At 42.3% G+C, this 25,520-nt stretch carries 20 protein-coding genes; 11 read left to right on the top strand and 9 right to left on the bottom strand.

From position 1 onward, the window contains the following. Position 1: 1 nt before the first annotated feature. From EGC80_RS05030 to pepQ, 3 genes are all read right to left on the bottom strand, one after another. Positions 2–1,459: a TrkH family potassium uptake protein gene (locus EGC80_RS05030; RefSeq protein ID WP_124012928.1), complete on the bottom strand. Its 1,458-nt coding sequence runs from the start codon at positions 1,457–1,459 to the stop codon at positions 2–4. A gap of 73 nt (positions 1,460–1,532) precedes the next feature. Next, positions 1,533–2,147: a YigZ family protein gene (locus tag EGC80_RS05025; RefSeq protein WP_124012927.1), complete on the bottom strand. Its 615-nt coding sequence runs from the start codon at positions 2,145–2,147 to the stop codon at positions 1,533–1,535. Further along, on the bottom strand, positions 2,140–3,459 hold the full coding sequence (pepQ, locus tag EGC80_RS05020) for a Xaa-Pro dipeptidase (protein ID WP_124012926.1): 1,320 nt from the start codon (positions 3,457–3,459) through the stop codon (positions 2,140–2,142). The genes EGC80_RS05025 and pepQ overlap by 8 nt, the downstream gene beginning before the upstream one ends. Positions 3,460–3,697: 238 nt before the next feature. Here pepQ and fadB point away from each other — a divergent pair, with 238 nt between their 5' ends. The 5 genes from fadB (at position 3,698) to EGC80_RS04995 (ending at position 11,493) form a co-directional block, all read left to right on the top strand. Beyond that, the gene (fadB, locus tag EGC80_RS05015; protein ID WP_124012925.1) at positions 3,698–5,848 is read left to right on the top strand and encodes a fatty acid oxidation complex subunit alpha FadB; all 2,151 of its coding nucleotides are present in this window, start codon (positions 3,698–3,700) and stop codon (positions 5,846–5,848) included. Between the two features lie 22 nt (positions 5,849–5,870). Beyond that, complete coding sequence (gene fadA, locus EGC80_RS05010; RefSeq protein ID WP_101033460.1) at positions 5,871–7,034, top strand: acetyl-CoA C-acyltransferase FadA; 1,164 nt, start codon at positions 5,871–5,873, stop codon at positions 7,032–7,034. Between the two features lie 224 nt (positions 7,035–7,258). Further along, the gene (tusA, locus tag EGC80_RS05005) at positions 7,259–7,504 is read left to right on the top strand and encodes a sulfurtransferase TusA (protein WP_101033459.1); all 246 of its coding nucleotides are present in this window, start codon (positions 7,259–7,261) and stop codon (positions 7,502–7,504) included. 3 nt (positions 7,505–7,507) lie between these two features. Continuing rightward, positions 7,508–7,951 (top strand): MOSC domain-containing protein, encoded by a 444-nt coding sequence (locus EGC80_RS05000; protein ID WP_124012924.1) that lies wholly within the window; start codon positions 7,508–7,510, stop codon positions 7,949–7,951. Positions 7,952–8,310: 359 nt separating this feature from the next. Next, positions 8,311–11,493, top strand: coding sequence for an amidohydrolase family protein (locus tag EGC80_RS04995; RefSeq protein WP_124693459.1), 3,183 nt, complete (start codon positions 8,311–8,313; stop codon positions 11,491–11,493). 92 nt (positions 11,494–11,585) lie between these two features. On the opposite strand, the gene EGC80_RS04990 is transcribed toward EGC80_RS04995, so the two are convergent. Continuing rightward, on the bottom strand, positions 11,586–12,149 hold the full coding sequence (locus tag EGC80_RS04990) for a DNA-3-methyladenine glycosylase I (protein WP_101033456.1): 564 nt from the start codon (positions 12,147–12,149) through the stop codon (positions 11,586–11,588). A gap of 112 nt (positions 12,150–12,261) precedes the next feature. On the opposite strand from EGC80_RS04990, the gene glyQ reads away from it, so the two are divergent. Both glyQ and glyS read left to right on the top strand, forming a co-directional pair. Then, positions 12,262–13,167, top strand: a complete 906-nt coding sequence (glyQ, locus tag EGC80_RS04985) for a glycine--tRNA ligase subunit alpha (protein WP_101033455.1) — start codon at positions 12,262–12,264, stop codon at positions 13,165–13,167. 9 nt (positions 13,168–13,176) lie between these two features. Next, positions 13,177–15,261 carry a glycine--tRNA ligase subunit beta gene (gene glyS, locus EGC80_RS04980; RefSeq protein WP_124012922.1) on the top strand — a complete coding sequence of 695 codons (2,085 nt, stop codon included), beginning with the start codon at positions 13,177–13,179 and terminating at the stop codon, positions 15,259–15,261. 134 nt (positions 15,262–15,395) lie between these two features. Here the strand turns inward: glyS and EGC80_RS04975 are convergent, their stop codons facing one another. The 5 genes from EGC80_RS04975 to dnaA all read right to left on the bottom strand — a co-directional run bounded on the left by EGC80_RS04975 (position 15,396) and on the right by dnaA (position 22,673). Beyond that, complete coding sequence (locus EGC80_RS04975) at positions 15,396–16,448, bottom strand: HDOD domain-containing protein (RefSeq protein ID WP_124012921.1); 1,053 nt, start codon at positions 16,446–16,448, stop codon at positions 15,396–15,398. 108 nt (positions 16,449–16,556) lie between these two features. Beyond that, positions 16,557–18,977 (bottom strand): DNA topoisomerase (ATP-hydrolyzing) subunit B, encoded by a 2,421-nt coding sequence (gene gyrB, locus EGC80_RS04970; RefSeq protein ID WP_124012920.1) that lies wholly within the window; start codon positions 18,975–18,977, stop codon positions 16,557–16,559. 15 nt (positions 18,978–18,992) lie between these two features. Beyond that, positions 18,993–20,075: a DNA replication/repair protein RecF gene (gene recF, locus EGC80_RS04965; RefSeq protein ID WP_101033451.1), complete on the bottom strand. Its 1,083-nt coding sequence runs from the start codon at positions 20,073–20,075 to the stop codon at positions 18,993–18,995. 92 nt (positions 20,076–20,167) lie between these two features. Further along, positions 20,168–21,268: a DNA polymerase III subunit beta gene (gene dnaN, locus EGC80_RS04960; RefSeq protein ID WP_101033450.1), complete on the bottom strand. Its 1,101-nt coding sequence runs from the start codon at positions 21,266–21,268 to the stop codon at positions 20,168–20,170. A gap of 19 nt (positions 21,269–21,287) precedes the next feature. After that, entirely contained in the window at positions 21,288–22,673 is a 1,386-nt protein-coding gene (gene dnaA / locus EGC80_RS04955) for a chromosomal replication initiator protein DnaA (protein ID WP_101033449.1), read from the bottom strand. A gap of 445 nt (positions 22,674–23,118) precedes the next feature. Between dnaA and rpmH the strand changes: the two genes are divergently transcribed. The 4 genes from rpmH to yidC are packed head-to-tail and all read left to right on the top strand — an operon-like array spanning position 23,119 to position 25,475. After that, on the top strand, positions 23,119–23,256 hold the full coding sequence (gene rpmH, locus EGC80_RS04950; RefSeq protein WP_101033448.1) for a 50S ribosomal protein L34: 138 nt from the start codon (positions 23,119–23,121) through the stop codon (positions 23,254–23,256). A gap of 12 nt (positions 23,257–23,268) precedes the next feature. Continuing rightward, the gene (rnpA, locus tag EGC80_RS04945; protein ID WP_101033447.1) at positions 23,269–23,625 is read left to right on the top strand and encodes a ribonuclease P protein component; all 357 of its coding nucleotides are present in this window, start codon (positions 23,269–23,271) and stop codon (positions 23,623–23,625) included. Beyond that, the gene (gene yidD / locus EGC80_RS04940) at positions 23,592–23,846 is read left to right on the top strand and encodes a membrane protein insertion efficiency factor YidD (protein WP_101033446.1); all 255 of its coding nucleotides are present in this window, start codon (positions 23,592–23,594) and stop codon (positions 23,844–23,846) included. The genes rnpA and yidD overlap by 34 nt, the downstream gene beginning before the upstream one ends. A 3-nt stretch (positions 23,847–23,849) precedes the next feature. Beyond that, entirely contained in the window at positions 23,850–25,475 is a 1,626-nt protein-coding gene (yidC, locus tag EGC80_RS04935; protein WP_101033445.1) for a membrane protein insertase YidC, read from the top strand. The last annotated feature ends 45 nt before the right edge of the window (positions 25,476–25,520 follow it).

The raw sequence follows: 25,520 nt of genomic DNA, 5'->3' as shown, positions 1-25,520 counted from the left end.
ATTAATTTTTCCAAAACGTAGGGGTGAATAACACCAATAAGGTGAACACTTCTAATCGACCAAATAACATCGCCATCACCAGTACCCACTTGGCACCGTCTGAAATACTGGCATAATTTGATGCCACATCACCCAGACCGGGTCCTAAGTTATTTAAACTCGCGGCAGTGGCACTGAATGCGGTAATGGCGTCCATGTCCATGGCCATTAAAATCACCATACACGTCACAAATACTAATGCGTAAGCGGAAAAGAATCCCCACACCGCATCAATAATTCTATCGGGTAATACCTTTGAGCCGATCCTAATGGAATACAAAGCCTTAGGATGAACTAATCGTTTTAGCTCACGTGAACCTTGCAAAATAAGTAGAATGAAGCGGATGACTTTCATGCCGCCGCCAGTAGAACCAGCACACCCACCAATAAAACTTGAGAATATTAATAAAATCGGTAAAAACAACGGCCAAGAATGGAAATCTTCAGTACCAAAACCTGCGGTAGTTGAAATCGATACCACTTGGAAGAAGGCATAATCAAGGGTTTTCTCAGGAGTATCGTAAATACCTGACTGGTATAATGTCGCAAAACAGATTGCGGTCAACACCAGTTGCACGGCAATCAAAACCCTAAACTCCGCGTCTTTTAGGTAGACCTTAACGTTAATACCACGGCGAGTAAATGCAGCAAAGTGCAAGCTAAAATTGGCTGCCGCAATGAGCAAGAAAACAGCACAAATCACGTTAATTAACGGGCTTTCAAAATAGCCTATACTCGCATCATGAGTAGAAAAACCGCCAATCGCAATGGTCGAAAATGAATGACAAATCGCATCAAATGCATCCATACCAGCAAAGTAGAATGCTAAAGCACAAGCGGTAGTGAGCAAAAAGTATATATACCATAAAGCCTTAGCTGTTTCGGCGATGCGAGGGGTCACTTTAGTGTCTTTAACCGGGCCTGGTACTTCAGCTTTGTACAGCTGCATACCACCAATACCCAACAGCGGTAAAATGGCTACGGCTAAAACGATGATACCCATACCACCCATCCACTGCAGTAAATGGCGATAAAACAATATTGACTTAGGTAAATTATCTAGCCCAACAATCACGGTAGCGCCCGTGGTGGTTAAGGCTGAAAATGATTCAAAAAAACTGTCGGTCCAACTTAAATCGGGGTTATTAGCAAAAATAAACGGCAGCGCACCTATGGATCCCAGCACTGTCCAGAACAGCACCACAATCAAGAAACCTTCACGAGTTCGTAGATCACCTTTTTGATGACGGTTGGGGTACCACAATAAAAAGCCTAAAAAAATACTGACAAAAAAGGCCTGAATAAAAGCAGTACCGCCACCATCTTTATACAAGATAGCCACTAATGCTGACGGCAACATGGTGATTGAAAATAACCCCATCAGCAAACCTGTGATTCTAATAATTGTTTTATATTGCATTAAGGATTCTGTTTAAGTTGTGCTGCGTCGGATTTAACTATTGAGTGACATTCTGGCATAAGTTAGTCATAGCTCAAACTGTAAACGTTACTTGTAGTTGGCCCTGAGTCAGTGTCGCTAATGCTTGATTAAAAGCCTGATGGTGTGATTTAGCCAGCTCAAAGTGTATTTCAACAATGTCGCTAAACATTTTATCCGTCACCACGCCATCATGTTGAGCAACTAAATACTCAACATCAGTTAGTTGTGCATAATGGCACACTAAGCTTGCCCGATACCTTAAATGCTTCACCTGAGTGTGTATTTGCGTTAATCCTTGCTTGATACCCGAAGTATAAGCACGCACTAAACCACCGACACCCAACTTGGTGCCACCAAAATAACGCACCACAATAGCACCAAGCTCACCCATGTTTGCGCCTTGTAAGCACGCTAACATGGGTTTGCCGGCACTACCTGATGGTTCACCATCATCACTGGACCCCATATCAATGGTGTTTTCAGGGCTGCCAGAGACAAAAGCATAACAATAATGATTCGCTCCAGGATATTGCCGCTTTATGTCAGTAAGTGCTAACTTCATATCATTTGGGTGTGGACAATGAAATAACAAAGAGATAAAGCGACTATGCTTTATCTCTTCTTGAATCAATACATTAGCTGTTGGAACTGAATAATATTCAATCAACTAAACCAAACTCTCTTGTCATGTTTTCCACTCGGTTATGATGCACTATCACATTATCTTCAATACGAATACCACCAAATGGACGCAGCTCAGCAACAGTTTGCCAATTAATGGCTAGCTTAGCGGTTGCAGATAGTTGCTCAAGCAAGGTATCGATAATGTAAATACCAGGTTCAATGGTGAGTACCTGATTTGCTGCTAACACTCGGGTGCAACGTAAAAATGGGTGATCATCTGGCGCGGCGACATTAGTACCACGTTCATCATGAGCATAACCGCCCATATCATGGACTTGTAGCCCCAACATATGACCTAAGCCATGGGGGAAAAATGCTCGGGTAATGCCTTGGGCAACTAACTGCTCAACCGTACCATTAGCCAAGCCAAAATCAATCAATAACTGACCAATGTGCTCGTGAGTCGCAATGTGGAGATCGGTGTATTTAACCCCGGGTTTCATGGTGTCAATGATGGCTAATTGCACCTTATTGAGTGCATCAATTAGTTCACAGAATCGGTTTTTTTCAAATGCATAAGTTCTTGTTATATCAGCAGCATAGCCGTGATAACTGGCCCCAGCATCAATGAGAAATGATAAACGCTGTGCTGGATTTATATGTTCTAAAGCAGTGTAATGCAAAATAGCGGCATTTTGATTTAATGCGACGATATTGCCATAAGGCACTTCGTTTTCACCCTGGCCAATTTCGAGCAAATAACGCTGCTGTATTTCAAACTCGCTAGCGCCATTATAAAAAGCATTTTTGGCCGCTAAATGACCTTTTACGGCAATTTGATTCGCTCGGCGCATGCACTCAAGTTCATATTCGGTTTTATCCGCACGATGAAAATGTAAGTAGTTCATCACAGCATCGGGATTTCGAGAGGTAAATCCTAATACATCTGCAACATCCAAATGCTCACCAACATACGCCCATTGAGTTATCTCTTTGGGTAAATATTCGGCAATATGATCCGCTTTGGTTAATAATTCAATCTCGAAATGCTCAGTCCAAAAGGCATCAGGCAAATCATTCACCTTGTGCCAAAAATCGACCGGACGGTAAAATACTAAACGCGGTTTATCTTGGCCGTTGGCAATAATCCAACAATTAGGATTATCTAAAATCGGCAACCAAGCTTTAAATTGCGGGTTCACTTTAAAGGGATAGTTTAAATCATCTAAAAACTGTCGGTGCGGCTGACCAGAATGAATAACTAATCCTGAAATATTCTCACGCAGACAAATTTCAGCGACTCGACGATTTAGCTCACCGATGTGTGCATGATATAGATGGGCTAACAGATCCATTGAGTATCCCTTTTTTAATAAGTGTTAACTTGATCAGTCTATCACAAACATAAAAACTCCTCCCTAGATGATAAGAAATTAAACGGCCGTTTAAATTGGTTGTTGTAATTTGTCTCATTTAGTCGCACACTGATAATTAGCTGGTCAATAGATGGCCGAAACCGCTGTGATTCAAGCTTGATAACTGCACAGTAAAATAAGATGTGGAAGTCGCTTTTAAGCAATAAGGAAGCAAGCAATGATCTACCAAAGCCCTACCATTCAGGTTGAGTTACTTGAAGATAATATTGCCAAACTGTGCTTTAACGCACAAGGTTCGGTAAACAAATTTGACAGAGAAACCATAGCCTCTCTTGATGCCGCGCTAGACAGCATCAAACAAAACACTGACATTAAAGCCTTATTGCTGACATCAGCAAAAAGCACTTTTATTGTTGGCGCAGACATCACTGAATTCTTAACCCTATTTCAACAAGACGATGCAACCTTGTTAGCTTGGGTTGAACAAGCCAGCGCGGTATTCAATAAGCTAGAAGACTTACCGTTCCCAACGGCCTCTGCCGTAAACGGTTTTGCGCTTGGTGGTGGTTGTGAAACCATTTTAGCAACTGACTTACGTGTTGCAGATACCAATGCTCGTATCGGGTTACCAGAAACAAAATTAGGTCTTATTCCTGGTTTTGGTGGCACAGTGCGATTGCCTAGAGTGATTGGTGCAGATAATGCGCTTGAGTGGATCACCACGGCTAAAGATCAACGCCCAGAAGATGCCTTAAAAGTAGGTGCTATTGATGCCGTTGTTGCACCAGAGAATTTACAAGCCGCAGCGATCCAAATGTTGCATGATGCACTTAATGGCAGCCTTGATTGGCAAGCCCGACGTACCAAAAAGCAATCACCATTACAGTTACCAAAGCTTGAAGCCATGATGTCTTTTGCCACAGCGAAAGGCATGGTGTTCTCAGTTGCAGGCAAACATTATCCCGCGCCAATGGCCGCTGTGAATGTTATTGAACACGCTGCAGGTTTAGATCGTGATGGCGCATTAAAAGTGGAAGCACAGGCTTTCATTAAATTGGCTAAAACAGACGTTGCCCAAGCCCTAATTGGTATTTTCTTAAATGACCAATTTGTAAAAGGTAAAGCAAAGAAAGCCGGTAAGCTGGCTCATGATGTAAACCAAGCCGCGGTATTGGGTGCAGGTATCATGGGTGGTGGTATTGCATACCAAAGTGCCAGCAAAGGCACGCCGATTGTCATGAAAGACATCGCTCAGCCAGCATTAGAGTTAGGCTTAAACGAAGCAGCTAAAATCCTTACGACTCAAGTTGCTCGAGGCCGCTCTACGCCAGAGAAAATGGCTAAAGTATTAAACAACATTACTCCTTCATTAGATTATGCCGCCATTAAACATAGCGATATCGTTGTAGAAGCCGTTGTTGAACATCCAAAAGTGAAAGCGACAGTGCTTGCAGAAGTCGAACAATACGTATCTGAAGATGCCATTATTGCGTCAAATACTTCGACCATCTCAATCAATTTATTGGCAAAAAGCCTGAAGAAACCAGAACGTTTCTGCGGTATGCACTTCTTTAACCCTGTGCATAAAATGCCATTAGTTGAAATTATCCGTGGTGAGCATAGCTCTGAAGAAACCATCGCAACCGTAGTGGCTTACGCTAGCAAAATGGGCAAAACCCCAATTGTGGTAAATGATTGCCCAGGCTTCTTCGTTAACCGAGTATTGTTTCCATATTTTGCCGGCTTTAGTGGTCTACTCGCTGAAGGTGCTGATTTTGCTGCTGTCGATAAAGTGATGGAAAAACAGTTTGGCTGGCCTATGGGCCCAGCATACTTACTTGACGTAGTAGGTTTAGATACCGGTCATCACGCCCAAGCTGTAATGGCAGAAGGCTTCCCTGACCGCATGGGTAAAAATGGCAAAGATGCTATCGATATTATGTTTGAAAACAAGCGTCTAGGTCAAAAAAATGCCAAAGGTTTCTATGCTTATTCTGTCGACCGTCGCGGTAAACCGAAGAAAGACATTGATCCAACAAGCTATGAATTATTGCACGCCACTTTTGGTGAATTAAAGGCATTCGAGTCTGATGATATTATCGCTCGTTGTATGATCCCGATGATCATCGAAACCGTCCGTTGTTTAGAAGAAGATATTATTGCATCACCTGCTGAAGGCGATATGGGTCTGGTTTACGGTATTGGTTTCCCACCATTCCGCGGCGGTGTATTCCGTTACTTAGACACCATGGGCGTAGCAAACTTTGTTGCCCTAGCAGACAAATACGCACATCTGGGTGGCTTGTATCAAGTTACCGATGCAATGCGTGCACTTGCAGCCAACAACGGTAGTTACTACCAAGCCTAATTAGCGGGAAAGGAATTAAATCATGAAACAAGCTGTTATCGTAGACTGCATTCGTACCCCAATGGGCCGTTCTAAGGCTGGGGTATTTAGAAATGTACGTGCAGAAACCTTGTCTGCAGAACTAATGAAAGCGCTATTAGTGCGTAACCCACAACTAGACCCTAATGACATTGAAGATGTGATTTGGGGGTGTGTGCAGCAAACCCTTGAACAAGGTTTCAACATTGCTCGTAACGCATCATTATTAGCTGGTATTCCTAAAACAGCTGGCGCCGTTACCGTAAACCGTTTATGTGGTTCGTCAATGGATGCCCTTCACCAAGCGGCTCGTGCCATTATGACCGGCCAAGGTGACACCTTCATTATTGGTGGTGTTGAGCACATGGGTCATGTACCAATGAACCACGGTGTTGATTTCCATCCAGGCCTCGCAAACCGTGTTGCAAAAGCATCAGGCATGATGGGCTTGACCGCTGAAATGTTGGGTAAAATGTATGGTGTTACTCGCGAACAACAAGATGCGTTTGCCGTGCGCTCTCATCAGCGTGCTCATGCAGCAACGATTGAAGGTCGTTTTGCCAAAGAAATTTGGGGTATTGAAGGCCACGACGCAAACGGCACACTGATTAAAGTGATGAATGACGAAGTTATCCGTCCTGAAACAACACTCGAGTCGCTTGCGGGTTTACGTCCGGCATTCGACCCAGTTAACGGTACTGTGACAGCGGGTACATCATCAGCATTATCAGATGGTGCTTCTGCTATGTTGGTCATGGAAGAGTCAAAAGCGCGTGCCCTTGGGTTAACGATTCGAGCTCGTATCCGCTCTATGGCTGTTGCGGGTTGTGATCCAGCCATTATGGGTTACGGCCCAGTACCCGCAACCAAAAAAGCATTAACTCGTGCCGGTTTGTCTGTTGCAGATTTAGACCTTATCGAATTGAATGAAGCCTTTGCTGCACAGTCTTTACCTTGTGTTAAAGATCTTGGCTTGCAAGATGTCGTCGATGAGAAGATTAACCTTAACGGTGGCGCGATTGCATTAGGCCACCCACTAGGTTGTTCAGGCGCACGAATTTCAACAACCCTGATTAACTTAATGGAAGAAAAAGATGCAACACTTGGTCTTGCCACTATGTGTATCGGTTTAGGTCAAGGTATCGCAACCGTATTCGAACGCGTATAAGGTTACCAATGCCAAGCTGATTAATGATCAGTAATAAAAAACGAGCTATTTTGGCTCGTTTTTTTATTTTTTTCTTTTCCTACTTTGGCTAATGTTCCACGTGAAACATGTTTTAGGCAAAATAAAAAACGTTAAAAAAACATAAATTAATAGCAAACTTGGCAAGCATAAATCACAAGAGTAATATTAGCGCTAATTAGATTAGTTAAAATAGATAACACTCAATGACCGATATTTACACCCAAGCACAATACCAACTCGATGCACTTGGACTTCGCTGCCCAGAACCTGTAATGATGATCCGTAAAACCGTTCGAAAAATGGCCGAAGGTGAAACATTACTCATCATTGCAGATGATCCGGCTACGACTCGTGATATCCCCAGTTTTTGTGAATTTATGGACCACACGTTAATTGCCTTCGATATCAGTAAAGCCCCTTACCATTACTTGCTCAAAAAAGGATTGTAAATAATGACTATCACCTTGGAAGCTATCGCATACAAAACGGCAAAACGCGGCGCAATGAAACCCGCTTTATGTGCCAATGTGACCTTAGCGCGAGGGGTGGAAAATGATGTTTTTGGCCGACCAGGCAAACGCCAAGTTACCGTATTGTCGAAACCGCAATGGCAAATAGCCTGCCAACAGGTCAAAACAGATTTAGATTGGTTAACTCGTCGAGCCAATTTATTAATTAACGGCTACCAATTTAGCGCCGCTGATGTTGGCAAAATTATCACCATTGGAACTGAGCTTCGATTGCAGATCACCGGCGAAACCGATCCCTGTAAAAAAATGGAACTCGCGCATGCAGGTCTAGAACAGGCATTAACGCCAGATTGGCGTGGTGGTGTTACGTGTAGAGTCATCAATGGCGGATTAATTCAGCCTGGTGATCTAATCATCCTTAGCTAAGCTGTAAATAATAAATTTAGCCACATTCATTAAATAGAACTCATCTCAAATTAAGCTTGATACATTAATATCTGCAGCACATTTACCCATTTCTATTACTGACGTTATCCCGAAAAACTCATTGCAAACTTCGCTTGCGATGGGTCAACATGATTAAGTTGTTAATATACATCATCAATTGAAACAGAATTGTAGTACCCCTTATGCGTTAATTATGCGATAAAGGGGGCCATTAAATTCATTTCAACCTCATACTTAATATAAGAATTAAGAATAAATGAACTGATTTAACGCTATTCGTAAAATAAAAAACTAGAATAACAAAGCCAACAACAAACTAAAAAAATAACGGATAATTTATGTTTACACAAAAACTAACACCACTTTATACCGCGCTGGCATTAACGTTAGGGCTAAATACAGCAGCCTTTGCTGAAGTTGAAAAAACCAAATGGCTCGTCAATGCGCCTGAAAGTGCACCTCTGACAAAAATAGACATTAATGTTTCTGAAGGTACTTGGATGAATATCAATGTGTCACCAGACGGTAAACACCTTGTGTTTGATCTATTAGGCGACATTTACCAAATACCGATTGCTGGTGGTGAAGCAACCCCACTAGCACAAGGTATTGCTTGGCAAATGCAGCCCGTTTATAGTCCTGATGGTAAATATATTGCTTTTACCTCTGACGAGGATGGCGGCGATAATATTTGGATTATGAATGCCGATGGCACTAATCCCCACCCCATTACCACCGAAACGTTCCGTCTATTAAATAGCCCTGCCTGGAGTCCAGACTCACAATACCTGGTGGCCAGAAAACATTTTACCGGTACCCGCAGCTTAGGAGCTGGTGAAGTATGGATGTATCACATCGCAGGGGGTGAAGGCGTTAAACTTACAGAGCGCCCAAATGAACAAAAAGATTTAGGCGAACCCGCTTACTCACCCGATGGGCGTTACATCTACTTCAGCCAAGATGCCACCCCAGGCAAAACCTTTCACTACTCTAAAGACTCAGTTAAAGGCATTTATAAAATAAAGCGTTACGATACTCAGACGGGTGATATAGAAGTCATAATCGAAGGTACCGGTGGTGCAATTCGTCCAACACCAAGTCCTGATGGTAAAACACTGGCATACATCAAACGCGATGGATTCCAATCGACGTTATATTCTGTCGATTTAACCTCAGGTAAAGAAACCAAGCTTTATGACAAGCTTGATCGTGATATGCAGGAAACCTGGGCAATCCATGGTGTTTACCCGACAATGTCATGGACCAATGACAACAAGCACATCGTATTTTGGGCTAAAGGTAAAATAAACAAACTCGACGTAGACAGCAAACAAGTCTGTGACATTCCATTTAGTGTTAAGGCTCAACGAGACATTCAACCCTCGGTCCGTTTTACCCAAAATCTCGACCAAGATGAGTTTAATGTAAAAATGCTACGTATGGCACAAGTGTCACCAGACGGCAACAAAGTGGTGTTTGAGGCTCTAGGTAAAATTTGGATCCGTAATATAAATAATGGTAAAAAAACACGTCTAACGCGTTTAGACGAAGATATAAATGAACTGTTCCCACAATGGTCTCGAGACGGCAAAGATATTGTGTTTACCACTTGGACAGACCAACTACAAGGCACCGTTAGGGTCGTTAGCACCCGTGGTGGCAAAGCTAAAGTACTAACCAGTGAGCCTGGTAAATATGTTGAACCGACCTTTTCACCTAATGGCGACTATGTTGTTTACCGTAAAGCGCGTGGTGGCGACATAACACCACGGACTTGGTCACAAGAACCTGGTTTATATAAAGTCGATATCAAGGGTAAACAGAATACCAAACTAACTGCCAGTGGCCATCAGCCCCAATTTGGCGCGGACCCAGAACGGGTTTACTTTATGGATTCAGATGAGACACCAGAGTTCGCATCCATCGGCATGAATGGTTTTGAAAAACGGACCCATTACACCAGTGAGCATGCCACTGAGTTTCGTCTATCTCCAAACGGTGAGCACTTAGCGTTTGCAGAACGCTTTAGAGTGTATGTGACGCCTTTTGCAAAACACGGTGAAACCATTGCGATTGGCCCTAAAGCCACTAATTTGCCTATCATCCAATTGAGTACCAGAGCAGGTGAAAGCATTAGCTGGAACGGAAAAAACAACCAACTTTATTGGACCTTAGGCCCAGACTTATATCAAGCAGAAGTTGACACTCAATATGGAAAGTCTGAAACCAAAGTTGAACCTACAATCACCTCTCTGGGTTTTAAAGACAACGCTGATGTTCCACGTGGAACCGTGGTGTTTACTGGCGGCAAAGTAATCACCATGGAAAATGACAAGGTGATCGACAATGGTGTTGTCATTGTTAAAGACAATAAAATTGTTAGCGTCGGCGGTGCTAATACCACTATTCCTAAAGACGCCCAAGTCATCGACATCAGCGGCAAAACGATTATGCCAGGCTTATTCGATGCCCACGCTCATGGAGGTCAAGCAGATGATGAAATTATTCCACAGCAAAACTGGGCATTGTATTCAGGTTTATCACTTGGGGTGACCTCGATCCATGATCCATCAAATGACACCACTGAAATATTTGCCGCTTCTGAGCAGCAAAAATCCGGCAGAATTGTTGGGCCACGAATTTTTTCAACCGGTACCATTTTGTATGGCGCAAATCTACCCGGTTACACCTCGCACGTTGACTCGCTCGATGATGCTAAATTCCATTTAGAGCGTCTTAAAAAAGTTGGTGCCTTTAGTGTTAAAAGCTATAACCAACCACGTCGCGATCAGCGCCAGCAAATTATCGCCGCGGCACGCGAACTTGAAATGATGGTGGTACCAGAAGGCGGCAGTTTATTACAACATAACTTGTCAATGATTGCCGATGGCCACACAACGGTAGAGCACTCATTACCCGTTGCCTCGATTTATAACGACATCAAACAATTTTGGAGCCAGACGGAAGTCCATTACACCCCGACACTGGTTGTCGCCTATGGTGGTATTTCCGGCGAAAACTACTGGTATGACAAAACCGATGTTTGGGCTCACCCTCGGCTAAGCATGTATGTACCACACGATATTTTAGATGCACGTTCAATGCGCAGAACCACAGCACCCGACGCACATTACAACCACTTTAACGTGGCGCGTGTAGCAAATGAACTCAATGAACTCGGCGTAAAACCCAATATTGGTGCACACGGTCAACGTGAAGGTCTAGCCGCTCACTGGGAAATGTGGATGTTTGCTCAAGGTGGAATGAGTAATATGGAGGTGTTAAAAACCGCGACCATAAATCCTGCTATTACCTTTGGAATGGACCATCAACTAGGTTCTATTAAAGTCGGTAAGTTGGCAGACTTAATAGTGGTTGATAGCGATCCATTAGCCGATATCAGAACTACTGATAAAGTCACTTATACCATGGTCAATGGTAAGTTGTTTAACTCAGAAACCATGGATCAACTAAATGGTGATAAACACCAACGTAAACCATTTTTCTTCGAGAAAATCTAAACCAGTTAATATGTTAACTTACAATAAAGTGACTTAGACAAAAAAGGGCTGTTCCACGTGGAACAGCCCTTTTTATTATCGATCAAGACTCATTAAAACTGCCCATAACAATGACAATCTGTGGTGTGGTCATTAACCATCCCCACCGCCTGCATAAACGCATAGCAAATTGTGGGCCCGACAAAATTAAAGCCAAGCTTTTTTAATGCCTTAGACATAGCTTCAGACTCAGGAGTTTGCACTGGAACTTGACTCAATGATTCAAACTGATTAACGTTAGGCGAACCGCCGACAAAATCCCACAAAAAAGTAGCAAAATCATTACCCTGCTCTACAAAAGCCATATAGGCTTTGGCATTTTTGATGATCGAGTTTATTTTAAGTCGATTACGCACAATACCCGGTTCAAGCATTAATGCTTCCACCTTGTGTTGATCATATTGGGCAATAATACTGGGCTCAAAATTGGCAAAAAATTGCTCATAGTTTTGCTGCTTTTTTAAAATAGTAAGCCACGATAATCCAGCCTGCTGACCGTCTAAACATAACTTAGCAAAAAGCTGTTTGGGATCAAATTGAGGTCGTCCCCAAACCGTATCGTGGTATTGCTGATATAAAGGATCTTCACTTACCCAACCACATCGGTTAACTTGCATACTAGAGTCCCATTAACGTTTTTATGTATACGTTAAAAAATAACCTACATCTGCCTTGCTCGACAAGGTATAATCATAACCATTTTCTATTAATAGCCTGACAGTAGTAGACATGACGACGAAACACGACGTAAAGACATTTCAGGGTTTTATTCTAACCCTTCAGGAATATTGGGCGCAACAAGGTTGCGCTATTGTTCAACCTCTGGATATGGAAGTTGGCGCTGGTACTTTTCACCCGCAGACGTTCTTGCGTTCATTAGGCCCAGAGCCAATGAGCAGTGCATATGTGCAACCGTCTCGCCGTCCTACTGATGGACGTTATGGTGAAAACCCTAATCGCCTACAACATTACTATCAATTCCAAGTAGTCCTCAAGCCATCGCCAGACAACATCCAAGAACTTTATCTTGGCTCACTTGAAGCCCTCGGCATTGATACCCAAATACATGATATTCGCTTTGTTGAAGACAATTGGGAATCACCAACATTAGGTGCTTGGGGATTGGGCTGGGAAATCTGGCTTAATGGAATGGAAGTGACTCAGTTTACTTATTTCCAGCAAGTCGGCGGCATTGAATGCAGCCCCGTTACCGGTGAGATCACTTACGGACTTGAGCGTCTAGCGATGTATATTCAAGAAGTTGATAGTGTATACGATCTTGTTTGGACCGACGGACCTTTAGGTCGTGTCACTTATGGTGATATTTTCCATCAGAACGAAGTTGAGCAATCAACTTATAACTTTGAACATGCCGATGTCGACTTTATGTTCACCCTGTTCGACCAGTGTGAAAAAATGTGCCATCACCTTTTATCACTCGAAAAACCGCTACCATTACCTGCTTACGAGCAAGTCATGAAAGCATCACATGCTTTCAACTTACTTGATGCTCGCCATGCTATATCAGTTACCGAACGCCAGCGTTATATTCTTCGCGTTCGCACGATGGCAAAAGGTGTTGCAGAGTCTTATTATCAAGCACGTGAAGCTCTTGGCTTCCCAATGTGTAAGTAGAGGTAACGAATGAATTTTGAAAACTTACTCATTGAAATTGGTACCGAAGAGTTACCGCCAAAGTCACTGCGCACTTTAGCCGAATCATTTCTAGCAAACTTTACCGATGAATTAACCAAAGCAGATTTACCTTTTGAATCTGCAACTTGGTACGCAGCCCCTCGACGTTTAGCGATTAATGTCATTGGTTTAGCACAAGCTCAAGCCGATAAAGTGATTGAAAAACGTGGACCCGCAGTCAGTTCAGCATTTGATGCAGACGGTAATCCAACTAAAGCAGCACAAGGTTGGGCGCGTGGTAACGGTATTACTGTTGAACAGGCCGAACGTTTAGTGACCGATAAAGGTGAATGGTTAGTTCATCAAGCTAAAGTAGTTGGCGTTGAAACAAAAAGCTTAATTACTGACATGGCACAGCGAGCGTTAGACAAGTTACCTATTCCAAAACGAATGCGTTGGGGTTACAACAAAACGCAGTTTATTCGCCCTGTGCACACAGTGACCATGTTACTAGGTAGCGAAATAGTTTCTGGCGAATTACTTGGGATTAAATCTGACCGCGTAATTCGCGGACATCGCTTTATGGGCCAAGCGAGCTTTGAATTGGATCATGCAGACAACTACCTCGCCGCGCTTAAAGAGCAAGGAAAAGTCCTTGCCGATTATCACCTGCGTAAATCACTGATTAAAGCCGATGCTGAAGCCGCTGCAGCCAAATTAGGCGGCGTTGCCGATATTGAAGACAGCTTATTAGAAGAAGTGGCCTCATTAGTTGAATGGCCAATTGTATTGACGGCCAGTTTTGAAGAAAAGTTTTTAGATGTGCCTTCTGAAGCCTTGGTTTACACCATGAAAGGTGACCAAAAATACTTCCCCGTATTTGATAAAGCAGGCAAGCTACTGCCTAACTTTATTTTTGTTACCAACATCGAATCAAAAGATCCACAACAGATTATATCAGGTAACGAAAAAGTGGTGCGCCCTCGTCTTGCTGATGCAGAGTTTTTCTTTAATACTGATAAGAAACAAAAGCTTGAATCTCGTATTGATAGCTTGGAAACTGTGGTATTTCAAAAACAACTGGGCACATTAAAGGCCCGAGTTGAGCGTATTTCAACGCTAGCTGGTTTCATTGCAACGCAAATGAACGACAATGGTGTAAACACTAATAGTGCTGATGCCAGCCGCGCCGGTTTATTGTCTAAAGCCGATCTTATGACCAATATGGTTATGGAGTTTACCGACACTCAAGGCACTATGGGCATGCATTATGCCCGTTTAGACGGCGAAGAAGAAGCCGTTGCCGTGGCGCTTGAAGAGCAATACAAACCTAAGTTTTCTGGGGATACAGTACCAACAGCAAGCGTATCATGTGCCGTTGCGTTAGCTGAAAAGCTCGATACTTTAGTGGGTATTTTTAGTATTGGCCAAGCTCCAAAAGGGGCGGCTGACCCATTTGCCCTTCGCCGTGCAGCCATTGGTATTTTACGCATTATCGTTGAAAACAAACTGCCACTCGACTTAGTTGAATTAATAGCTAAAGCTCAAGCATTGCACGCAGCTAACGTGACTAATGCCAATAGCGGCGAAGATGTCCTTGAGTTCCTGCTCGCACGTTTCCGTGCTTGGTACCAAGATAAAGGCATTCAAGTCAATGTTATTTTGGCCGTACTTGCTCGTCGCCCTACTCGTCCAGCAGACTTTGACAGCCGTATTAATGCTGTTTCTCACTTCCGTGGTTTAGACGCTTCTACCGCGCTTGCAGCAGCGAATAAACGGGTATCGAATATTCTGGCTAAAGTTGAAGGTAAACTGCCTGAAACCATCAACCAAGCACTATTAACCGAAACAGCAGAAAAAGCCTTAGCCGACAAACTAGCACAACTGCAACCGCAGTTAGCCCCCTTGTTTGCCAATGGCGATTACCAACAAGCATTAACCTTGCTAGCTGACTTACGCGAAAGTGTCGATCTGTTTTTTGAAGATGTGATGGTAATGGCTGATGATGAAGCATTGAAAAATAATCGTTTAGCCTTATTAACCAATCTTCGTGAGCAGTTCTTACACGTTGCAGATATTTCATTACTGCAATAGTTTGCTTCAGCTGCCACTAAAATGAAGTGACAAAGCGCCGAAAGGCGCTTTTTTATGGGCGTTATACTCATTAAGCCTAAACTTGGGGTCATAAATGGTTATAAAACTGCTCCTATTCCCGGACTGAGGTTAATTTAAAATTGCATAAGCTTTTGATGTAATGCAATAAAATCTTCTTCGTTACACTCTACTTGAGCTAACAAAACCGTTAATGCCGGTTTAGGTAATTTATCGACTTGCTTTAGCATTGAGCACTCACTAATAATATTAGCTTTCCAGACTAGCAGTGCCATATCGTCTGTAGGCTTAATATTACTATTGGCAAGGAGAGTTAATGGCGTTTCAAAGTGTTGTGGTAGTTGCCAATAACGGGCTAAAAGCGCACTCAGGGTTAACGACTTTGTGGTCATGACCTGCTTAAATAGCTGTGAGTTAGGCTGATCTCCAGGTTCAGCTTGATAAAAAGCATCTACCAGCATTTTAAAAATAGCAATTTTACCGACATCATGGAGCAAGCCCAAAAGAAAAGCACTGTCACGCTGATCAGGCTTGGCTAACTCGCTGGCCAAGAAAGCCACTTGCATAGAGTGGCGCCAAATTTCAGCGCCGAACCGTCTAAAATAAATAGGTTTTATATCTATCAACTGACGGGCTAAACACGCGGTAATAAATTGCCTTAATTGCTGTCGACCCACTTGAACTAATGCTTGCTGAATACTACTAACATCACTATTCGCTCGTTTGAAAGCGGATGAATTACAAAGTTTAAGGACTTCAACACACAATAATGGATCTTGCTCAATGAGTTTTATTAACGCTTGGGTTTCAATACTGTCATCGGCAAGTTTTTTATCGAGTTCCAGTATTTTACTGGGTAGCTTTAATACGTTTTCTGCAATCGATTGAGGTGAGCTTAATGCCTGTTCAATATTTCGCATCACGCTACGCTCTAAATTATTGGCGATCCCGGTTACTGTCGTTTGTTGGTTTGAAAATAACAAACTATAAAATAAACTAGACAAGTCTAACTGTGATTCAGCGGCTTGATTTACGGTGATCTCAATTGCAGGGACTGGCGCTTTCGGTTTAGTTTGTTGACGTTTCTCTACTGTGGTTATGCCAGTAAATTTGACTTGTTCATTGTGGTCACGAAAATTAAATAAATTTTTAAAAAAACTAATAACCACGATTACAAACCTTATAAGCTGTTGATTAATTGCTATATTGATTATAATAGCAATCAATATAGTAAAAAAATGGGTGCCAAAGGCACCCATTTACACACATAATTTATGTTATACGTCTAAGTTTGCAACATTAAGCGCATTGGTTTCAATAAACTCACGACGCGGCTCAACTTGGTCGCCCATCAAACACGTAAAGAGCTGATCTGCAGCAACTGCATCTTCAATAGTCACACGTAACATACGACGGGATTCCGGATCCATTGTGGTTTCCCATAACTGTTCAGGGTTCATTTCACCCAAACCTTTATAGCGTTGAATATAAAGACCGCGTTTCGCTTCACTAATCGTCCAATCTAGCGCTTCTAAGAAACTTTCAACGTCTTTAACACGTTCGCCACGTTGTACGTAACCGCCTTCTTCAATCATACCGTGTAACGCAGCACCTAATTTAGCCATACGTTGGTAATCCGTTGACGTGAAGAAGTCATGACCAAATAGATAGCTGAAATCAATACCGTGTTTACGGATTGTCACACTAGGAGTGTAAACCTTACGTTCAGGATCAAGCATGACATTCGCAGTGTAGATAATGCCACTATTTTCACGCTCAACTAATGCCGCAATAAAGTCATTGCACCATGTGGTCATTTTCGCTTCGTCATTCAACACATCCGCGGTGACTTCTGGGTGATACAACATACGGTCAAGTAAGTTGGACGGGAAGCGTTTTTCTAGACGCTTAATGATGCGTTCAACTTCACGATACTGCGCCACCAAGCGCTCTAATGGCTCACCAGACATACCAAAAGCACCTTTGCTTGGGTAAATACTTGTACCATCAAGTGCTTGAGTAGTTAAATATTCCGTTAACGCGGGTTCGTCTTTTAAATATTGTTCTTGCTTACCTTTTTTTACTTTAAAGAGCGGTGGTTGAGCAATATAAATATATCCACGTTCGATCAATTCTGGCATTTGACGGAAGAAAAAGGTCAGTAGCAAGGTACGGATGTGTGAACCGTCGACATCAGCATCGGTCATGATAATGATATTGTGATAACGGGTCTTATCAGGGTTATACTCATCACGGCCAATACCACAACCTAATGCCGTGATCAGTGTTGCCACTTCTTGAGACGATAACATTTTGTCAAAACGCGCTTTTTCTACGTTTAAGATTTTACCTTTCAGTGGAAGAATAGCTTGGTTTTTACGATTACGCCCCTGCTTGGCAGATCCGCCAGCAGAGTCCCCTTCCACTATATATATTTCAGAAAGACCAGGGTCTTTCTCTTGGCAATCAGCTAACTTACCAGGCAAACCACCTAAATCTAATGCGCCTTTACGACGAGTCATTTCACGCGCTTTACGAGCCGCTTCGCGCGCCCGTGAAGCGTCAACAATCTTGCCAACAATTAATTTAGCATCTGCTGGGTTTTCTAATAGGTAATCGTTTAACTGCTCACCCATCGTTTGCTCAACAGCGCTTTTCACTTCGCTAGAAACAAGTTTATCTTTCGTTTGCGAGCTAAACTTTGGATCCGGTACTTTAACAGAAATAACCGCAGTTAAGCCTTCGCGCGCATCATCACCGGTGGCGTTGGTTTTACCTTTTTTGTTATAACCTTCACGTTCCATGTAGTTATTCAAGTTACGCGTCAATGCTCCACGGAAACCGGCTAAGTGAGTACCACCATCGCGCTGAGGAATATTATTGGTAAAACAATAAATATTTTCTTGATAACCATCGTTCCACTGCATTGCCACTTCAACGGTAATACCGTCTTCGCGTTCGTGTGCAAAATGGAATACATCTTTGTTAATCGGCGTTTTGTTACGGTTTAAGTAGTCAACAAAGGCTCTAATACCACCTTCATATCTAAAGAACTCATCTTTATTCTCGAGCTCGTCAACTAAACGAATGCCCACACCAGAGTTCAAGAATGAGAGTTCACGTACTCGTTTGGCTAAAATTTCAAAATGGAATTCAAGATTATTAGTAAACGTCTCACTGCTTGGCCAAAAACGGAGTTCGGTGCCGGTTGTCACCGCATCGCCGATTTCTTTGATAGGCGCATCAGGTACACCATGAGTATAAAACTGCTCATAGATTTTACCTGCACGACGAATAGTTAACTGCAGCTTTCGCGATAAAGCATTAACGACCGAAACACCCACACCGTGAAGTCCACCAGAGACTTTGTATGAGTTGTCATCAAACTTACCACCAGCATGAAGTACGGTCATAATCACTTCAGCAGCAGAGATACCCTCTTCCTCATGTATCGAAACAGGAATACCACGACCATCGTCTTTTACTGAGACTGAACCATCGGAATGAATGGTAATGGTGATTTCGCTACAATGGCCTGCTAAAGCTTCATCGATAGAGTTATCAACCACTTCGAATACCATGTGATGAAGACCTGTGCCATCATCAGTATCACCAATGTACATACCAGGTCTCTTACGGACTGCATCAAGGCCTTTTAATACCTTGATACTCGAAGAATCGTAACTATTCTCTGACATATTTATCTCTCGTTGTTATTCAATAACTGTTACCAGCCCTTGTTCCACATGAAACGTCCTGTTTGGAGGGCTAGATAACGAATCGACTATTGTTAGCGGATCAATCGCGGTGACAAATATTTGTGCACCGGTTTCGGTTAACTGCTGAAGCAATAGCTGCCTATGCTGTGCATCCAACTCTGACGGTAAATCGTCAACCAGATAAATACTGTTTTTATCTAGCTGTTGTTTGAGCAACTTTCCCTGTGCAATACGTAGTGCACAGACTAATAATTTTAATTGTCCACGGGACAACGCATCCTGCGCGGGTAAAGTACCCACACGCAAACGTAAGTCTGCTTTATGGGGCCCGCTACCCGTATTACCTGCGGCTAAATCTCTTGAGTATTGGTTTTCAAGTAATTGTGAAAAATCCGTTTTACTGTCCCATCCTCGGGTAAAAGAAACCTTAATATCAATATGAGGTAAAAACACTCCGATTATACCCTTTAGTAGCCCATTTAACGAGTCTACATATTGATTTCGTATATCGGTAACCTGTTCAGCATACCGCACCAACTCCTTATCCCAAAATTGTATTTGGCTATAGGGTGATTGATTTCTAAGTAATTGATTGCGCTGCTTTAATACCTTCCTGGTATTCACCCAAGCTTGATAAAAATACGGGTCGGAATGAAATGCCCCCCAATCGATAAATTGACGGCGAGCTTTAGGTCCCTCGAACAATAAAGAAAAACTTTCTGGAGTAATAACTTGAATGGGCAAAGTATCGGCCAACGTTGATAAACGCTTCACTTTCTCGCCATTGATTTTAACTTCAATCTCACCACTTCGATGGCGACGTAAACCAATTTTATAGTCTCTGTCGGCGTCAATTAACTGGGCAAATAGGGTCAGTTTATCGTCATCATGGTTGATCACCCGTTGCGATAAGTGGCTGCGAAACGAGCGGCCCATACCCAAAAAGTAAATGGCTTCAAGAATACTGGTTTTGCCACTGCCATTTTGACCGTAAATCAAATTTAAGCCATCACAAGGCTGTAATGACGCAGAGGTAATGTTACGAAATGAACCAATGGTAAGACGCGATAAACTCATGTAGACCTATTTGTGATAACCAGAATAAATAATCCTATATAGACAAAGAAGGTGCCTTACAGCACCTTAATAAACAATCAGACGATAACCCGTTAAAGACGCATAGGCATCACCACATACATAGAATCTTCTTCTTTGTGGTTCTCAATCAAAGCACTCGAATTACCATCAATTAAGGTAATACGCACTTCATCGCTGGCTAAGTTATTTAACACATCAAGTAGATAGCTGACGTTAAAACCAATTTCTAAATTATCAGAGTCATAATCAACATCAATGATTTCTTCAGCTTCTTCTTGCTCTGGGTTATTAGCAGTAATTTTCAATAACCCAGGTTCAAGCTGAATACGAACCCCACGGAATTTTTCATTCGACAAAATAGAGGCGCGGGTTAATGCTTGTTTTAGCTGATTTCGGCTGGCAATGACCACTTTAGTGCCACCCTTAGGTAACACTCTACGATAATCAGGGAAGCGACCATCAACGAGCTTACTGGTAAACACAGCGGAGGTAGTCACGGCCCGAATGGCATTATCACCAATCGCAATGGTAATGTCCTGATCGTCACTGTCGAGCAAGCGTGCCATTTCAACCACCCCTTTGCGAGGCACAATCACTTGTTTTTCAGGTAATGAGATATCTAACGTGCGATGACTTAGCGCTAAACGGTGTCCGTCTGTGGCTATAGCACGTAAAACATTACCTTCGGTTTCAAATAACAAACCGTTAAGGTAATAACGCACATCTTGGTTAGCCATTGAGAACTGAGTTGAATCGATAATCGACTTCAACACGCCTTGCTTTAAGCTAAATTCGATATCTGCTTGGAATTCTTCAACGTTGGGGTAATCTTCAGCAGGCAATGTTGCCAATGAAAAACGGCTACGACCGGAACGCAATAACCATTTATTATCTTGCTGTTCGACTTTTAATTCACTTTGCTCTGGTAATGACTTAACAATATCCAGCAATTTTTTGGCTGGAACGGTGGTACGACCGATATCAATATCACCATGAATTGCCACTTGGCCCACTAACTCAACTTCTAAATCAGTGCCCGTTAGCTTAAGTGAGGACTCACTAACTTCAACTAATAAGTTGGCTAAAATAGGTAAATTGTGTCTGCGTTCTACCGCGCCACACACTAGCTGCAACGGTTTTAACAGGGCGTCCCTATCAATTGAAAATTTCATCGTGTCTACAATCCCTGAATTAAGAAGACAAAGTTCTAATCAAGTTAGCATAATCTTCTTTAATGTCATGACTCTCTTCGCGCAGTTGGGCGATTTTACGACAAGCATGCAATACTGTCGTATGGTCACGACCACCAAAAGCATCACCAATTTCCGGTAAACTTTGGTTAGTAAGTTCTTTAGATAGCGCCATCGCCACTTGTCTAGGCCTTGCCACACTGCGAGAACGGCGTTTAGACAGCATATCTGCCATTTTTATTTTATAGTACTCAGCAACAGTCTTCTGAATATTATCTATAGTGACTAATTTTTCTTGCAGTGCCAAGAGATCTCTTAATGCTTCGCGCACAAAGTCGATGGTGATAGGACGTCCAGTGAAGTTAGCATTAGCAATCACACGGTTTAGTGCACCTTCTAATTCACGTACATTTGAACGTAAACGCTTGGCAATAAAGAAAGCCACTTCATCGGGTAAATTAATGCCATTCTCTTGTGCTTTACGCATTAAAATCGCCACGCGGGTTTCTAACTCCGGCGGTTCAATCGCTACGGTTAACCCCCAACCAAAACGTGATTTTAAGCGATCTTCTACCCCGTCGATCTCTTTAGGATAACGATCAGAGGTTAAAATAATTTGATGATTACCTTCTAGTAAAGCATTGAAGGTATGAAAAAATTCTTCTTGTGAACGATCTTTATTGGCAAAAAATTGAATATCATCAATAAATAACGCGTCTACGCTGCGGTAATAACGTTTAAATTCTTCAATGGCGTTATTTTGTAAGGCCTTAACCATGTCCTGTACAAAACGCTCAGAATGCATATATACCACTTTAGCATTAGGATTGTTTTTAATAATGCCATTGGCCACAGCATGCAGTAAATGGGTTTTACCTAAACCGGTTCCGCCATATAAAAATAACGGATTATAAGCACCACCAGGATTTTCAGATACTTGCAATGCCGCAGCTTTACCTAATTGGTTCGATTTACCTTCAACAAAATTATCAAACTGATATGTTGGGTTAATATTACTGCGGTGGTTGGGATTGATAATCGGTTCGGCCTGGGTATTAAAAGACGTCGTTCCCACTTGGGCTTTCGTTTGACGATTCACAGGCTTAGCAGCTACAGGCGCTGGCGCAACTTGGCGTGCAGAAGGACGGCTACCAATATCAAAACGTAACTTGGGTGCATTACCGCCCATTTGTTCAGTAAAAAATTGATTAATGATATTGATGTATTTATCGCGTACCCAATCCAGCACAAAACGATTTGGCGCATACAAAACCAATGTATCACCATCCATTTCAGCCTGTAACGGACGGATCCACATACTGAACTGCTGCGCTGATAACTCGTCTTGCAGTCTGCCGATACATTGTTGCCAAAGTGAAACCGCCACTTATTTATCCCCAAATATCTTTAAACAAAGGAGATGTATTCTATAGTGAGATCACTATGATCGCTATCCTTAAAAGCAGATTTATCCCCAGCGTGATCATTCTATGTATAAATCGATGATCATCAAAGATCGAAAACGATCGATTAATTGTGAATTTCAAGCAAATCCAGCTTTATTAACCGATCCACCTTGATCTATAATAGCGATTCTTTGATCTACTGAAACAATGAAAGATCCACAAGATATAGTGTCTGTACACAGACTTATCCACATCTTATGGTGCTTAATCGTTAGTAGCTTCAAATAAAGATTGGCATAAATTTATTATATAAGTACTTTCGTTATTGACGACAGTACTTAAAGTGATTACAATTCTGCCTCTTTTTTACCCTTAACTCTAATTTTGGAGATAAGGAAAATTCACTAACAAAGACGGATTGCCATAATGAGTAAACGTACTTTTCAACCTAGCAACCTGAAGCGCAAGCGTTCTCACGGCTTCCGCGCTCGTATGGCTACTGTAGGTGGCCGTAAGGTACTTGCACGTCGTCGTGCGAAAGGTCGCACTCGTTTATCTGCATAAGTAGATAACCAGGTGACTAGCTATACCTTTTCGCGGGAGTTACGTTTGTTAACTCCCGCGCAATTTAAATCTGTATTCTCCAATCCAATCAAAGCATCCTCTGCTGAAATAACTCTGCTCGCAATTCCAAATTCAGAGCAACATCCTCGTTTAGGGTTAACCGTTGCAAAACGTTTTGTTAAACGTGCAAACCAACGTAATCGTATCAAACGTGTGATAAGAGATAGTTTTCGTTTACATCAACACGACATCCCAGATATAGATATCGTTGTATTAGTCAGAAATGGCGTGATGGAAATGGAAAATGCAGAACTACACAAATTAGTAGAAAAGCTATGGCGCAAACTCAGTCGCCGTTACAATGGCTAGCAACTACGGTTATCCGTGGTTACCAAATTATTATCAGCCCTTTATTGGGACCGCGTTGTCGGTTTAATCCAACTTGTTCTTATTACGCTATAGAAGCAATAAAAACACATGGAACACTAAAAGGTAGTTGGTTTGCAATAAAACGCATATTAAAATGTCACCCTTTACATGCAGGCGGTAGTGATCCCGTCCCCCCTAAAAATGACAGGTGTAATAAATAGGCTATGGAATCTCAACGCAATATATTGCTAATCGGTCTGCTGTTTGTCAGCTTTTTAATGTGGCAACAATGGCAAACAGATAAAGCACCACAACCGGCAGCAGCACAAACTGTTAGCCAAACTAACGCCGCCCCACAACACAGTGATGACGTTCCAGAAGCAGATGTTATTGGGGTACAAGAAGAATTACCTGCAACTAAAAACCTTATTAGCGTTAAAACCGATAAGCTTGTTATTAAAATAAGCCCTATTGGTGGTGACATTGTTTATGCCGCATTAGTGGAACATAAACGCGAAATAGACAGTAACGACCCTTTCGTTATTTTAGATCAGCAAAATGATTTCACTTATATCGCTCAAAGTGGCCTTATTGGTCGTGATGGTATTGATAGTAGTGCTAATGGTCGTGCAACTTATAATGTTCAAGCCAGTTCATATTTTTTAGCTGAAGACAAAGACACATTAACAGTGCCATTTACTTTTACAGCAGACAACGGTGTCACCTACGTAAAAACCTTTACGTTTACCCGTGGTCAGTATGATGTCGGCGTAGATTACACTATCAACAACACCTCAACGGCACCGTTACAAGTGCAAATGTATGGTCAAATTAAGCAAACGATTAAAGAATCAGAAAGCAGCATGATTATGCCGACTTATCGTGGTGGTGCTTTCTCGTCTGAAGATACTCGTTATGAGAAATATAATTTTGACGATATGGCTGATAAGAATCTTGCTAAAGTCACATTAGGTGGTTGGGCAGCAATGCTACAACATTACTTTGTGTCAGCTTGGGTTCCGCCAGCAATAGATTCAAACACCATTTTCTCAAGAGTCTCTGGTGGTCTAGCCAATATAGGTTTTCGCGGCGCGGTATATGATATTGCACCAGGCGTCACACAAGATATTAGCTCACAGTTTTATGTCGGCCCTAAAAATCAAAAAGCGCTTTCAGCTATTTCTGAAACCTTAAACTTGGTTGTTGATTACGGTTTCTTATGGTGGTTAGCCATTCCAATCCATTGGTTATTGATGTTCTATCAATCATTTGTGGGTAACTGGGGTGTAGCAATTATTTTGATTACCCTAACGGTACGTGGTGGCTTATATCCCCTGACCAAGAAGCAATACACTTCGATGGCCAAAATGCGTAATCTGCAGCCAAAAATGACTGAGATGAAAGAACGCTTTGGCGATGACCGTCAGAAGATGGGTCAAGCGATGATGGAGCTGTACAAGAAAGAGAAAGTAAACCCTATGGGAGGTTGCTTACCTATTTTGTTACAGATGCCAATCTTTATCGCGCTTTACTGGGTGCTGCTAGAAAGCTATGAATTACGCCATGCGCCATTCATGCTATGGATTAACGACTTATCGGTACAAGATCCATACTACGTCTTGCCATTATTAATGGGCTTGTCGATGTTTTTAATGCAGAAAATGCAACCGGTTGCGCCAACGATGGATCCTATGCAAGTAAAAATGATGCAGTGGATGCCCGTTATCTTTACCGTCTTCTTCTTATGGTTCCCAGCAGGTCTAGTACTTTACTGGTTAGTAGGTAACTTAGTTGCCATTACTCAGCAGAAGATTATTTATGCCGGCCTTGAGAAAAATGGCATAAAATAAGCCTAAGCTCAATGTTGTATAACTGATTAAAAAGGCGGCTGATTA

Source organism: Shewanella psychromarinicola, assembly GCF_003855155.1.
GTDB classification, from domain to species: domain Bacteria; phylum Pseudomonadota; class Gammaproteobacteria; order Enterobacterales; family Shewanellaceae; genus Shewanella; species Shewanella psychromarinicola.
This window is presented reverse-complemented; position numbering and strand designations above follow the sequence as displayed.

Bases quoted from the DNA above. Each gene is read 5' to 3' on its own strand.
- EGC80_RS05030 (WP_124012928.1), bottom strand. From the start codon at position 1,459: ATGCAATATAAAACAATTATTAGAATCACAGGTTTGCTGATGGGGTTA.
- pepQ (WP_124012926.1), bottom strand. From the start codon at position 3,459: ATGGATCTGTTAGCCCATCTATATCATGCACACATCGGTGAGCTAAAT.
- fadB (WP_124012925.1), top strand. From the start codon at position 3,698: ATGATCTACCAAAGCCCTACCATTCAGGTTGAGTTACTTGAAGATAAT.
- fadA (WP_101033460.1), top strand. From the start codon at position 5,871: ATGAAACAAGCTGTTATCGTAGACTGCATTCGTACCCCAATGGGCCGT.
- tusA (WP_101033459.1), top strand. From the start codon at position 7,259: ATGACCGATATTTACACCCAAGCACAATACCAACTCGATGCACTTGGA.
- EGC80_RS05000 (WP_124012924.1), top strand. From the start codon at position 7,508: ATGACTATCACCTTGGAAGCTATCGCATACAAAACGGCAAAACGCGGC.
- EGC80_RS04995 (WP_124693459.1), top strand. From the start codon at position 8,311: ATGTTTACACAAAAACTAACACCACTTTATACCGCGCTGGCATTAACG.
- EGC80_RS04990 (WP_101033456.1), bottom strand. From the start codon at position 12,149: ATGCAAGTTAACCGATGTGGTTGGGTAAGTGAAGATCCTTTATATCAG.
- glyQ (WP_101033455.1), top strand. From the start codon at position 12,262: ATGACGACGAAACACGACGTAAAGACATTTCAGGGTTTTATTCTAACC.
- glyS (WP_124012922.1), top strand. From the start codon at position 13,177: ATGAATTTTGAAAACTTACTCATTGAAATTGGTACCGAAGAGTTACCG.
- gyrB (WP_124012920.1), bottom strand. From the start codon at position 18,977: ATGTCAGAGAATAGTTACGATTCTTCGAGTATCAAGGTATTAAAAGGC.
- recF (WP_101033451.1), bottom strand. From the start codon at position 20,075: ATGAGTTTATCGCGTCTTACCATTGGTTCATTTCGTAACATTACCTCT.
- dnaN (WP_101033450.1), bottom strand. From the start codon at position 21,268: ATGAAATTTTCAATTGATAGGGACGCCCTGTTAAAACCGTTGCAGCTA.
- rpmH (WP_101033448.1), top strand. From the start codon at position 23,119: ATGAGTAAACGTACTTTTCAACCTAGCAACCTGAAGCGCAAGCGTTCT.
- yidD (WP_101033446.1), top strand. From the start codon at position 23,592: ATGGCGCAAACTCAGTCGCCGTTACAATGGCTAGCAACTACGGTTATC.
- yidC (WP_101033445.1), top strand. From the start codon at position 23,850: ATGGAATCTCAACGCAATATATTGCTAATCGGTCTGCTGTTTGTCAGC.